The 12,397-nt window shown below is 58.9% G+C and carries 10 protein-coding genes; 6 read left to right on the top strand and 4 right to left on the bottom strand.

From position 1 onward, the window contains the following. Positions 1 to 8: 8 nt before the first annotated feature. Positions 9 to 692 (bottom strand): stalk domain-containing protein, encoded by a 684-nt coding sequence (locus tag CDO73_RS18755; RefSeq protein ID WP_088490060.1) that lies wholly within the window; start codon positions 690 to 692, stop codon positions 9 to 11. A 375-nt stretch (positions 693 to 1,067) separates the two neighbouring features. On the opposite strand from CDO73_RS18755, the gene CDO73_RS18750 reads away from it, so the two are divergent. The 4 genes from CDO73_RS18750 to CDO73_RS18735 all read left to right on the top strand — a co-directional run bounded on the left by CDO73_RS18750 (position 1,068) and on the right by CDO73_RS18735 (position 6,107). Further along, positions 1,068 to 2,123, top strand: a complete 1,056-nt coding sequence (locus tag CDO73_RS18750; RefSeq protein ID WP_088490059.1) for a FecCD family ABC transporter permease — start codon at positions 1,068 to 1,070, stop codon at positions 2,121 to 2,123. Further along, positions 2,124 to 3,155 carry a FecCD family ABC transporter permease gene (locus CDO73_RS18745; RefSeq protein ID WP_088490058.1) on the top strand — a complete coding sequence of 344 codons (1,032 nt, stop codon included), beginning with the start codon at positions 2,124 to 2,126 and terminating at the stop codon, positions 3,153 to 3,155. A gap of 208 nt (positions 3,156 to 3,363) precedes the next feature. Continuing rightward, positions 3,364 to 4,248: an aldo/keto reductase gene (locus CDO73_RS18740; RefSeq protein ID WP_088490057.1), complete on the top strand. Its 885-nt coding sequence runs from the start codon at positions 3,364 to 3,366 to the stop codon at positions 4,246 to 4,248. A gap of 152 nt (positions 4,249 to 4,400) precedes the next feature. Further along, positions 4,401 to 6,107 carry a GDSL-type esterase/lipase family protein gene (locus tag CDO73_RS18735; RefSeq protein WP_179218747.1) on the top strand — a complete coding sequence of 569 codons (1,707 nt, stop codon included), beginning with the start codon at positions 4,401 to 4,403 and terminating at the stop codon, positions 6,105 to 6,107. Between the two features lie 113 nt (positions 6,108 to 6,220). Here CDO73_RS18735 and CDO73_RS18730 read toward each other — a convergent pair whose 3' ends face one another. After that, complete coding sequence (locus CDO73_RS18730) at positions 6,221 to 7,858, bottom strand: AraC family transcriptional regulator (RefSeq protein ID WP_088490055.1); 1,638 nt, start codon at positions 7,856 to 7,858, stop codon at positions 6,221 to 6,223. A 133-nt stretch (positions 7,859 to 7,991) separates the two neighbouring features. Beyond that, positions 7,992 to 9,011: an ABC transporter substrate-binding protein gene (locus tag CDO73_RS18725; protein WP_088490054.1), complete on the bottom strand. Its 1,020-nt coding sequence runs from the start codon at positions 9,009 to 9,011 to the stop codon at positions 7,992 to 7,994. A 333-nt stretch (positions 9,012 to 9,344) separates the two neighbouring features. Here CDO73_RS18725 and CDO73_RS18720 point away from each other — a divergent pair, with 333 nt between their 5' ends. Continuing rightward, a complete protein-coding gene (locus CDO73_RS18720) occupies positions 9,345 to 9,986 on the top strand; it encodes a flavin reductase family protein (protein WP_088490053.1) in 642 nt (213 codons plus the stop codon). A 141-nt stretch (positions 9,987 to 10,127) separates the two neighbouring features. Here CDO73_RS18720 and cls read toward each other — a convergent pair whose 3' ends face one another. Further along, positions 10,128 to 11,576, bottom strand: a complete 1,449-nt coding sequence (cls, locus tag CDO73_RS18715; RefSeq protein ID WP_088490052.1) for a cardiolipin synthase — start codon at positions 11,574 to 11,576, stop codon at positions 10,128 to 10,130. A gap of 289 nt (positions 11,577 to 11,865) precedes the next feature. Between cls and CDO73_RS18710 the strand changes: the two genes are divergently transcribed. Beyond that, positions 11,866 to 12,397, top strand: a 532-nt coding sequence (locus CDO73_RS18710) for a histidine kinase (RefSeq protein ID WP_256972763.1), incomplete at its 3' end; no start/stop codon positions are given.

Below are 12,397 nucleotides of genomic sequence, written 5' to 3'. Positions count from 1 at the left end.
CGAAACTTTTACCGGAAATAAGAAGTCGGAAGAATCAAATCTGCTTTAGGCCGTTCAGATGTTTCATAATATGATTGAACTTTAATCTTTTTGATCCCTGTTATATTCGTGTCGAAAAATTGGATGCCGTCTTTGGTGGACAGTTGGAAAGAACTTAACTCTTCGTTTGTGTCCGCATTAAAAACGGTGAAACTGGCAACGCGTTCTTTCTCGTCGACTGCAGCAACTTCCAGATGCAGCGTCTGGTAGGCTCCTTGAGGAGAGAAATAAATGCTTGCGAATCCCGCGTAGGGATTAGTGCGAGCCAATACTTGCGGGAAAGACTGATTATCGATCTGCGTAAAGGCCTCGTCTTTTGTATTATGGAAATCTTCGTATTTAGGCTTTACGTTCTCAAGAGGAACTTTCGCATTTTTTTCGCCGAAACTAACCGTCTTCGATTTCTCGTCGACCGTAACGTTGACTTTTGTGCCTTCTTTGATCATATCGACCGGTAGGTACGTTTTTCCGTTAATGACGACCGGCAGCGTTTTGGAAGCCGCACTCGTCGATTTAACGTTTCCTACGAGATAATGATAAGCGAGCGTTGTCCCCTTAACGATCGTTGAAGAAGCCGCATACGTTGCCGGAGCCCCCACCAGCAGCATAACACTCATCGCGATCAATAGCTTTTTCTTTCCTTTTTGCATCATTCTGTAACCCCTCCTCGATTATGTAACAACAATACTGATTTTAGTAGTTAGTTAGCGACAATCAAAGAAAAATAATGTCAATTACTCGAAAAAGTGAAAAAAGGTACTTATGTCACGGGTTTATTCCTTTGCTATGGACGAAATTTTGCACGCCTGCTATACTGTTCATTGATAATGAATCTCAATAGCGCCGGATCGAACGAAAGCCGCGTGCCTGAAGATCAAGAGAGAATGCTCATGCGGTTTGATGGGAAGCCGCGGTCCGGATGCGGCTCAACGCATACCCAAGGCCGTGCTCGAAGTCCCGATGCGCATTCGGAAAAGGGTGGTTGCCTTGAAATATTCGCAAGTGAAAACAAGGGGGACGCGGCAGCAATGAAAACGTCCGCTTTGCCCGAAGACCCGCAGCAGGCGATCCGCAAGGTCAAAGTCCGTTCCCGGCCTATAGCGGCTTCGCTGATTCTGGTCGGCGGGGTGATTCTGCTCGTGTTCGGCATGGCGCTCGCCATCGCGGTCGGCGCCAAAGACATCGCGCTGCCCGACGTATGGAACGCGCTGTTTCATTTTAACCCGGATCTGACGGAACATCAGATCATCCGCGAACTGCGGATGCCTCGCGTGATCGGGGCGGCTATCGTAGGCGCGGCGTTTGCCGTCGCGGGCGCGATCATGCAGGGCATGACCCGCAACCCGCTCGCCGATACGGGCCTGCTCGGTTTGAACGCCGGAGCGAGTTTCGCGCTGGCGTTGTGTTTCTCTTTAGCGCCGGGATTGTCGTTCCTCGGGCTGATGCTGTATTCGTTCCTCGGAGCCGGCATGGGCGTCGGCATCGTGTACGGCATCGGCTCGCGTTCCAAAGGCGGCTTGACGCCGATTCGCCTCGTTCTTGCCGGCGCGGCGGTCAGCGCTTTGTTCACGGCGTTGAGCGAAGGGGTAGCGTTGTACTTCAAGGTCGGACAAGATCTGGCGTTCTGGTACGCGGGCGGCGTAGCCGGGACCCAATGGCTTCAGATCCAGATTATTCTGCCGGCGGTCGCCGTCGCGCTCGTGTGCGCTTTCGCGCTGGCCCGTTCGATCACGCTGCTTAGTCTCGGCGACGAGATCGCGACGGGGCTGGGCCAGCGAACCGGAATGATCCGTTTGTTCGGCGTGCTCATCGTATTGGTTCTGGCGGGAGCGGCCGTATCGGTCGTCGGTTCGGTCGGTTTCGTAGGCTTGATCATCCCGCATTTGACGCGCAAACTGGTCGGCGTCGATTATCGCTGGATCATTCCGTGTTCGGCGGTGCTGGGCAGCCTGTTGATCGTGTTCGCGGATCTCGCCGCGCGCATGATCAATCCGCCGCAGGAAACGCCGATCGGCGCGCTCGTCTCGCTGATCGGGGTGCCGTTCTTCCTGTATCTGGCGGTCAAAGAAAGGAGGAGCCTGTAAATGGAATCGATCATTCATCAGGCCGAGCGCCGCAAGCGCAGCCGCGGGCTCCTGATTATCGCGATCTTCGTCGCATTGATCATCGTCGCTTTTATCATCAGCATGAATACCGGCTTTATCCGTTTGACGCCGATCGAGGTCATTCGAACTTTGTTCGGGGCAGGCACCGATCAGCAGCATCTGATCTTGTTCGAATTCCGCCTTCCGCGGATCGTCATCTCGATTCTGATCGGGGCGGGACTGGCCGTGTCGGGCTGCGTGATGCAAGGAGTGTCGCGTAACGCGTTGGCCGATCCGGGCATTCTGGGCATCAACGCGGGAGCGGGATTGATGGTCATGCTTTACGTATCGTTTTATTCGTCCAAAGTGAGCAGTTCGGTCTTCCTGCTGCCGATTCTCGCGCTGATCGGGGCCGGAGCGACGGCGGTTCTGATCTACGTGCTGTCTTACAAAAAAGGCGAAGGCCTGATTCCTACCCGCATGCTGCTTGTCGGCATCGGGGTAGCGGCCGGCATCAGCGCGGCCATGATCGTGCTGACGCTGCGTCTGCGGCCGGAAGAGTACCAGTTCGTCGCTTCTTGGTTGGCCGGACGGATCTGGGGAACCAGCTGGAAATTCGTCGTGGCGCTGCTGCCGTGGTTGATCCTGTTCATGCCGTTCGTGTTCTACAAAGCCAAAGTCATGAACGTGCTGAATATGGGCGACCAGACGGCGACCGGACTCGGAACCGCGATCGAACGCGAGCGTCTGCTGCTGCTCGCGGCGGCCGTCGGATTGGCCGGCTCATGCGTCGCGGTCAGCGGCGGAATCGGCTTCGTCGGCCTGATCGGCCCGCATTTGGGGCGCCGCCTCGTGGGACCGAAACATCAGATTCTGCTGCCCGTTTCCGCGCTTGCGGGCGCGCTGCTCGTTCTGGTCGCGGATACGCTGGGACGCTGGATCTTGCAGCCGACGGACATTCCGACCGGCGTCGTGGTCGCCGTGATCGGCGCGCCGTATTTCCTTTACCTGCTCGCGAAAACCAAAGTATGAGTAAGAGGAGCCGCTTTCTTCGCGAAAGCGGCTTTTGTCATGTCGACTTTCTATAAGACGAAAGCGTCGTATTTCGCTTCGTCCGAAGAAGCCGCATTGCAAAACGGCTGCATATCGCCTATTATGGAAGCGCTATCCGAACGGGTTTTCTATCGGCGGATCGGCATGAAACGCATTCGAAGACATCGAGAGAGGCGGACGAACGAACATGAAATACAGAAGATTGGGCAAGACCGAATTGAACGTGTCCGTGGTAGGCGTCGGCACTTGGCAGTTCGGCGGCGATTGGGGCAAGCAGTATACGCAAAAGGACGCCGACGCTATTCTCGAGCGGGCGAGAGAGCTGGGCATCAATCTGATCGATACGGCCGAATGCTACGGGCCGGACCATCTGTCCGAAAGCCTGATCGGCGACTATTTGTCGCGCGGGCGGCGCGAAGACTGGATCGTGGCGACCAAATTCGGCCATCACTGGCATGAACGGTGGGAGAACGCTTGGAACGTCGAGCAGATCCGCACGCAGCTCGAAGAGTCGCTTCGCGCGCTCCGTACGGACTACGTCGATTTGTACCAGTTCCACTCCGGCTCGGACGAAGCGTTCGACAACGACGAACTGTGGACGATGCTGGACAAGCAGGTGCAGGCCGGCAAGATCCGCAATCTGGGCATCTCGATCGGCAGCAACGACAATCTGCATCAGACGGATCAAGCAACCGAACGGAACGCCAAAGCGATTCAAGTCGTCTACAACCGGATCGACCGCGTTCCGGAAGAGCGGGTATTTCCTTCCTGCGAGCGTCAAGATCTCGGCGTGCTGGCGCGCGTGCCGCTTGCCAGCGGTTTCTTAAGCGGCAAATACAAACCGGGAGCGGTATTCGAAGACAATGTGAGAAAAGGCCGCGAGCGCGCGGAGATCGACGAGAAGCTGAAGCTCGTCGAAGAGATTCGCCGCAGCGAAGTGCCGGAAGGCGTAGGCATGGCGGAATGGGCGCTGGCTTGGTGTCTCAAGAACCCGGCCGTCAGCTGCGTGATTCCGGGCTGCAAAAGCGTCGAGCAAGTCGAGTCGAACGCCCGGGCCGCGGAAATCGAATAACGGAAGCAGGCGGAGCGCCGTAAGGCTCGGACAAGGATAGACCTGGCATCGCGGCAAAAGATTACGCATCGTCTAAAACGTTTCGATCATTCGGGCCGATCGCCCGATTTGATCGAAAACGGTTCGAAATTCGGAGGAAGAAGGAATCGAAAGTGAACAGGTGGAACGAACAAGTGGAACTCCCGCAGGATCTGCGAATTCTGTTCTTGGGAGACAGCATTACCGAAAACGGTACATACATCCGCGATCTGGACGCGTTCTGGTCGAAATATCTGCCGGATCGCCGCATCGAATGGATCGGGTTGGGCGTCAGCAGCGAAACCTCGGCGGGCGCTTCCGAGAACGCGCATCCTTTTCCGCGGCCCTGCGTGCATGAACGTCTGGATCGGGCGCTGTCGGAGACGCGTCCGGATTGGGTCTTCGTCTGCTACGGAATGAACGACGGGATCTATCATCCGCTGTCCGAAGAACTTTTCGCCGCTTACCGGAGCGGGATCGAGAAAACGGTCGCCGCGATCTTCGAAGCCGGCGCGCAGCCGATTCTGATGACTCCGCCGCCGTTCGACGCGCCTTCGGCGACCGGACGCCTGCTTCCGCTCGGCATGCCGGATTATTCGTTCGAAGCCGCTTACGAACGGTACGACGACGTGTTGGCCCGTTACGCGGAATGGGTGCTTCGCTACGGCCGTCGGAACGGCTTGAAGACGGTCGATCTTCGAAGCCCGCTGCTGGATTATGTCCGGGCGGAACGCGAACGCGATCCCGGGTTCCGTTACGGAGACGGGATTCACCCCGAAGCGCCGGGCCATGCGGTGATCGCTCGGACCATTCTGAGCCGGGTCTTCCGGATCGAGCTGGAGCGAATGCCGGAGTGGTTATGCGGAGAAAGCGAATTTCTGCGCCGGGTCACCGAGCGGCGCGAACTGTTGAAAGCGGCATGGCGCGAATATGTCGGGCATAGCAATCCGAACAAGTTCGAAGCGCTGCCGCTGGAACAAGCGCTGCAAGAAGCCGAAGCTCGTCTGCCGGACATTCGCGCGGCCGCCGAACGGGAAGGCGGGACGGCGGACGAGCGAACGTCGGACTGGAACGGATTCGAGCGGACCGATTACGTGCTGGAAGGCCGGTCTTGCTCGATCGTGCGGCCGAAGCGGACGGCGGAAGGTCGACCGTGGATCTGGCGGACCGAATTCTTCGGCCATTTCCCGGCTGCCGATCTGGAACTGCTGCGCCGAGGCTGGCATGTCGCGTACGCGAAGTTAAGCGACCTGTACGGATCGCCGGTCGCGGCAGAGCGGATGGAAGAGTTCCGCGCGGATGCCGTGAGGCGATTCGCTCTAGACGCTCGGCCGGTGCTCGAAGGCTTGAGCCGGGGCGGCTTGTACGCGGTTCGTTACGCGGAAACGTATCCGCGGCATACGCGGGCTATGTATCTGGACGCGCCGGTCGCGGATATCGCGAGTTGGCCGGGCGGGCTGGGTTCGGGATACGGTTCGCCCGAAGAATGGCTCGATTGTCTGGCGGTCTACGGGATCGACGTTTCGGCCAAAGCGGACGAGGCCTCGATTCGCCGCGAAGCTCGGCAGATCGCCGAAGAACTGCTCGCAGGCTTGACCGTGCCGGCGCAGGCCGGCATTCCGATACTGCTGGTAGCAGGCGGTCAAGACGAAGCCGTGCCGCTCGAAGAGAACGGGGAGCTTCTGGAACGCCGTTACCGCGAAGCCGGCGGCACGATCGACAAGATCGTCAAGCCGGAGTGCGGACATCATCCGCACGGACTTGAAGATCCCGAGCCGATCGTACGGTTTGCGCTGGCGTCGTTGGATAGATCGCGGGTCGACCGGTTCGAACAAGCATAAACGATTCGCTCTCGCTGCTCGGCAGTTTATCGGAGCTGACAGCCGAGAACGTCGAAAAAGCCGAAGAAACTGCCTATTCCCGTTGGGACGGCAGTTTCTTCGGCTTTTTGTTCTTATGGAGACGTTTGTCCGCTCTCCGACGAAGCCGCCGGATCGGGGACGCTCCCGCGCAGCAGCTCCGGCAGCGCGTCCGCCAAGCGATGACGAGTCCAAGCGTCATCGAAGTTCCACCAGCCGTCGAGCAGATGGAGCTGCGCGGCGTGCCGATGCATCGCGCCCGTCCGAATGAGAAGACGGGCGTCTTCCCGTGCGGCTTCGTTCGGGCCGCGCATCAGGAAGAAGCGATCCGCCGCGTACTCGCCGAGTTCTTCCGGCAGTACGCGGCGGAACCCCACGCCCGCTTCGATCATGCGGGCGATCTTGGGGCACGGGAGGAATCCGCCCGTGCGGTATAACGTGGCGGCCAAGCCTTGGCCGGCCATGACGTACAGCCGCGCGTCCAGCAAGATGAAAGCGGCCGCCGTTTCGCCCGCCCGCACGCCGGCGGCGGTCCACGCGGCGCGCAGCGCTTCGGCGTGCGCCGCGATCCAGGCCGCGGCTTCGTCCGCGCGGCCGATCCGTTCCCCGACGATGCGCAGCCGCTCGTCGGGCGGCATCAGTTCGAGGGAGACGGCGGCGCACAGACCGCCGAGGCGTCCGAGCAGCCCGTCGTCCGCGGCTTCGCATAGGACGAGATCGGGCCGGAGCGGAGCCAGCCGCTCGTCGCCGAGCACCGCGCCCAGATCGGCAATGCCGCCGAGTTCGGCTTCGAAAACGACCTGACGGCGAACGATGCCCAGCGGCGCGGCGAGCGGCCGCGCGCCGAGCAGCAGCAGATCGCCGACGAAGCCGTCCGAGACGGCGATCCGCCGAGGATTTGCCGGCGGGGGAGGGCCTGCCCGGCGCACGCTTTCGGTACGCCGCCGCGCCAAGCGGCGGTATTCGGTGGGCGGCACGCCCATGAACCGTCTGAAGCGCCGACTGAAATAATATTCGTCGCGGAACCCGACGCTGCGCGCGATCTCGCGCAGCGGATCGTCGGTCAGCACGAGCCGCTCGCGCGCTTGTTCCAGACGCAGTTCGTTCAGATAATCGAGCGGAGCCTGACCGGTCAAGCGGCGGAACCACATGCCGTACTGCCAGCGTCCGAGACCGGAAATGCGCAGCAGTTCCGCTACGGTCAGCGGTTCGCGGTAGCGGCGATGCAGCTCGTCGATCGAATCGCGCACCGCTTTTTCCGCGCGGAACTCTTCGGCGGCCGACGAAGCCGAAGGCCGGGCATGCGCTTCGAGCAGCGCCAACAGCAGCTCTTGCGCGGCGATCTGACGGCGCAGCGCATCGACCGGCGTGCCGTCGGGCATCGAGCGAAGACGGGTCAACGCGGGTTCGGCTTCGCGGGCGGGAAGCCGAACCGTTTTGTCCCAGATCGAATCGGGAAACAGGGAAGCGAACGCCTCATCGTCGCCGTCCGAATGGCGGATACGAAAAAGCCAGCGTTCTTCGGCGGCCGCAGGCGCGTTTTCGCGGAAAGCATCGCCGGAACTTCCGGGAAGCCGGAGCACAGCAGCGTATTCGCTTCGCTGCCCGAACGCGGTCACTTCCAGCTCGGCGGCATTCGGCGCGGCTTCCGAAGCGAAGTAGACGCGTTCAAGAGAATAAGGCCAAGAACTATCCGTTTGCATTCGCGGTCCGTCAGAACTTTCGCGGAACATCCTTTTACTCCTCCTTAAAGGTGATCGGTTCGGCAAAGGCGACGATTTCTGTCCCGGCAGATCAACGTCGACTCGGAGCGCGCGTCCCGAAAATCGGCTGTCCGGAACCCGGCGAACGCTTTTGCGTCCCGCTTTACTTCGTTTCGTTAATGACTTTCGCCAATTCGTCCAACAAACGTTCGCTGGTCGTCGCGTCGTCGAAATTCCATTTGCTGTTCATGATATGTACGCGTCCTTTTTGCACGGCGGGAATCGTTTTCCAGAAAGCGCTGCTTAGCAGCGTGTTCTGCGTCGCGACCGTTTCGGGTTCGGAATCCGTGAGAACGAAAATCTCCGTGCCGACATATTCGGGAATCCGTTCGCTCGATACGTCGATGAACCGTTCGTCTTGGTCGATCAGCTTCTGCACGTTCTCGTTGGGCGTCAGGCCCAAGCGTCCGTACAGCGTCTGATTGAACCCTTGATTGCCCATGATATAGACGGTCTTGCCGAGCAGCAGGACGGAAGAGGCGGTCGCGTCTTCGTCGAGTTTCAGCGAGGCCCGTGTGTCTTCGATCTTCTGCCGATACTGCTTCAGCCATGCTTCGGCTTCCGCCGAACGGCCCGTAACGTCGCCGATCGTCGCGAGGCGTTCCGGCATATCGATCGGATCGTCTGCGCCGATCACGACGGTAGGCGCGATCAGCTCGAGTTTGGACAGATTTTCTTGATCCCAATCGTCGAATATGATCAAGTCGGGATTTAACGAAGTCACTTTCTCCAGCGAATACGGATAACCGACGTCTTCGATGCCTTCGAGCAGATCCGGGTAAGCGACTTGCGTGGCGATGACGTCGAGCGAAGCGCCGACCGGCGTCGTTCCGATCGCCAGCAGATCGCCCGGATTGCTTCCGATATAGACGATCCGCTGCGGAGAGGCCGGAATTTCGACTTCGCGGTTCGTTTTGTCGGTATAAGTACGCGTCGCCGAAGTTTCGGCGGACGAAGGCTTTTCGCTTTCCGCCGCGGAAGCAGCCGCAGGGCGCGACGAATCGGCGGCGGACGAAGACGGAGTTTGAGCGCTGCCGCAGGCGGACAGAGGCAGGGCCAGCATCGCCAGCAGCAGAAGCGGACGGAAGAACTTGGCGCGCCGGTGCAAAGAGTTGAACATCATCGAAAGATTCCCCTTTTTTTTTAATAATGATAATCATTATCGTTAAAAGAAATCATAAGCGCTGCGCCCGTCTGTGGCAATGGACAAAATGCAGAATATCCATGCAAATAATGCGGGCGAGATATCAAAAAGGGCTGCGCAGCAGCTCCGGCAGACTGCCGAGCATCTTCATGCGTTCTTCCAGCATGCACTATGAATTATAGGCGAAAACGCTTTGGCGTATGTCGAAGACGCGTCTTGAACCTGACAAATTCTTTTCGTAAGCTTACAATAGAAAAAGTCAGCCGCCTCGAAAACCAAAATCGGCCTAGAGTCCTGAGAGGAGCCTATCCCATGCATAATCTGAATCCCGAACAATTGGACAACAAACAGATCTACAAACTGATGACCGGCACGATTACGCCGCGTCCGATCGCGTGGGTGACGTCGATTTCGCCCGAGCACGGCATCGTGAACGCCGCGCCGTTCAGTTATTTCAATATGATCAGCTCGGAGCCGCCGCTCGTGGCGATCTCCGTCGTTCGCCGCCCGACGGGCGAGATGAAAGACACGGCGCGCAACGTGACCGAACACGGCGAATTGGTCGTGCATATCTGCGACGAGACGTTGGTCGAAGAGATGAACAAGACGGCCGCGATGCTGCCGCCGGGAGAAAGCGAGATCGATCTGACGCGTCTTACGCTGACCGGCAGCGAGGCGGTAAGCGTGCCGGGGATCGCGGAAGCGAAGGTTCGCCTCGAATGCCGCCTCGAATCGCATGTTCCGATCAAAGCGGACGACGGACGGATCACGCACGATCTGCTGATCGCCCGCATCCTGCGATTCCGGCTCGACGAGTCGATCTACGACGAAGAACACGGTTACGTGCTGACGGAAAATCTGCGTCCGGTCGCCCGTCTGGCGGGCAACGAATACGCCGAGCTGGGACGCTTGTTCGCGATCGCCCGTCCGACGCAGCCCGGCGGCGGGGTATAAGCGCAGCCGCCGCGCTCGAAGGTCTGCGTCCGGCCGGCAAGGCGGATGCAGACCTTGCCGCCTCCACGACGAAAAATCCGCTCCGACCGCCGCAGGTGCGGGGACGAAGCGGATTTTTTACGGCGAAACGATCCGAACGGATTACAGAATCGGCGACAGCAGGCGCGTGAACGATTCGAGGAGCTTGCGAAGCAGCGGACGCAGCTTATACTGCTCGACGGTCAGCACTTCGCTGTCTTCCATGTCTTTGCGGAACAGCGCTTCGAGCTCGCCGGCTTTCTCGGAATCGTAGAGGATCGCGTTGACTTCGAAATTCAATTTGTAACTGCGGATATCCATATTGGCCGTACCGACGGAAGCGAGACGCCCGTCGACGACCATCGTTTTGGCGTGCAGGAAGCCTTTTTTGTACAGATAGCAGTTGACGCCCAGATCCAGCAGTTCGCCGAGATACGAATACGACGCCCAATAGACCATCTTGTGATCGGGGACTTTGGGAATCATGAGATGCACTTCGACGCCCGACAGGATCGCCATCTTGAGGGCGGTCATCATGCTCTCGTCGGGAATGAAATACGGCGTCTGGATCATGATCGTGTCGCGCGCTTCGTCCATCATCTTGATGTAGGCCAGCTTGATCGTCTCGCGGCTCTGATCGGGACCGCTGGAGATGATCTGCGCGCCGACTTTGCCGGTAAACGGACGGTCGACGGACAAGAACAGATTCTCGGGCAGCTTCTGCTTGACGGACAAACTCCAGTCGTGCAGGAAAATGGCGTGCATCTGGATCAGCGCCGTGCCTTCGATCCGCAGATGGGTATCGCGCCAGTACCCGAACTTTTTGACTTCGCCCAAATACTCGTCTCCGACGTTGAAGCCGCCGATATAGCCGCACGCGCCGTCGATGATGACCAGTTTGCGGTGGTTGCGGTAATTCATCTTGAAGTTGATGAACGGAATCCGCGACGGGAAGAACGGAGCGGCCACGCCGCCGGCTTCGCGAAACCCGCGCAGGAAACGGCGGGTGACCTTCTTGCTGCCCCAAGCGTCGTAGAGCACGCGCACTTCGAGTCCTTGCTTGGCTTTCTCGGTCAGGGCTTGGATCATGCGCTGGCCCAGACGGTCGTTCTGCCAAATATAATATTGAACATGAATGTAGCGTTCCGCCCGGGCGATGTCCGCGAGCAGCGCGTCGAACTTCTCTTTGCCGTCCGCGTAGACTTTGACTTCGTTATCCTGCGTATACAGCGAGAAGTCGCCGACCATGTTCATATGCAGCAGCTCGCGGTAGCGGGCCGTGCGCGGATCGTTGAACGGAAGCTTGTCGTCGAGCAGCTGCTGCCGCTGGACGGAGATGCCGGGCAGCAGGATTTTCTCTTGTTCCCGGAACTGGTAACGTTTGATCTTGCTCAAGTTCTGACCGAGGAACAAGTACAGAACGAATCCGACGATCGGCAGGAAAAAAAGCACCATCAACCAAGCCCAAGTGACGCCGATATCGCGTCTCTCCAGAAAAACGACGGTGAGCGCGAGCAGCAAGTTCAGCACGAGCAGGAACCATGGAGCATGGCTAAACCAATATAATTCCAATAACAGCGACCTCCGCTTTCGATTAAGAGTGCATTGATTTCGGTATCCTCATTATAGGTAGAGGGTTCCGAATATACCACAGTTTGTTTATACACGAGCCGGTAGGCAAGCCGTACAACCCAATATTCTAACCGATTGTGAGCAATAAGTGAACAATTCGGGATGTTTATCGGGCATAAAAGTCGAAAAAGCTTCAAACGTAGCCCGAACGGGCCATTCGTGAGCGGCGTCTTTTGTTTAAAATTTAATAGAAAGCTCGCGCCGCGAGGACGGAAGGCGGGATCGAACGATGAGTTACAAACAGATCAAATGGTTGATCTTGTTTCTGCCGACGGTAGTCGTCGGCGTGTGGGAGTACGTCCGGCATCAATTTCTGATGCCGGTTCTCTCCATGAACGCCGGCAACGTCTTGACGCCGGTATTGGTATTCGTGGTCAGTATCACGCTGCTGCGCCGGCTGTTCGGCATGCTGGAGCGCATGCAGCGCGAACTGGAACAGGCCCGCGCGGCCAAAGCGAATCTGGAAGCGCGCGAAGAATTGGCGCGCGAACTGCACGACGGCATCGCGCAGTCGCTGTTCCTGCTGTCGGTCAAGACCGACCGCATGGAACGGCGCGCCGCCGAAGCCGGGCTCGGCGAAGAACTCGACGCCGTGCGCCGCACGGTCCACGAAGTGGACCGTTACGTTCGCCAAGCGCTGGCGAACCTGCGCGAGCCTGCGAAGCAAGCGGGCGCTTCGTCCGCGGCGCTGCCCGCGGACGGCGCTCGGCCTGCCGCGCGGCCGGGTTCCGCGGCCGCGACGCCGGCCGAAGGCGGCGAGG

Source organism: Saccharibacillus sp. O23 (genome assembly GCF_002205895.1).
In the GTDB taxonomy this organism is placed as follows: domain Bacteria; phylum Bacillota; class Bacilli; order Paenibacillales; family Paenibacillaceae; genus Saccharibacillus.
This window is presented reverse-complemented; position numbering and strand designations above follow the sequence as displayed.

Bases quoted from the DNA above. Each gene is read 5' to 3' on its own strand.
- CDO73_RS18740 (WP_088490057.1), top strand. From the start codon at position 3,364: ATGAAATACAGAAGATTGGGCAAGACCGAATTGAACGTGTCCGTGGTA.
- CDO73_RS18750 (WP_088490059.1), top strand. From the start codon at position 1,068: ATGAAAACGTCCGCTTTGCCCGAAGACCCGCAGCAGGCGATCCGCAAG.
- CDO73_RS18725 (WP_088490054.1), bottom strand. From the start codon at position 9,011: ATGATGTTCAACTCTTTGCACCGGCGCGCCAAGTTCTTCCGTCCGCTT.
- CDO73_RS18720 (WP_088490053.1), top strand. From the start codon at position 9,345: ATGCATAATCTGAATCCCGAACAATTGGACAACAAACAGATCTACAAA.
- CDO73_RS18755 (WP_088490060.1), bottom strand. From the start codon at position 692: ATGATGCAAAAAGGAAAGAAAAAGCTATTGATCGCGATGAGTGTTATG.
- CDO73_RS18745 (WP_088490058.1), top strand. From the start codon at position 2,124: ATGGAATCGATCATTCATCAGGCCGAGCGCCGCAAGCGCAGCCGCGGG.
- CDO73_RS18730 (WP_088490055.1), bottom strand. From the start codon at position 7,858: ATGTTCCGCGAAAGTTCTGACGGACCGCGAATGCAAACGGATAGTTCT.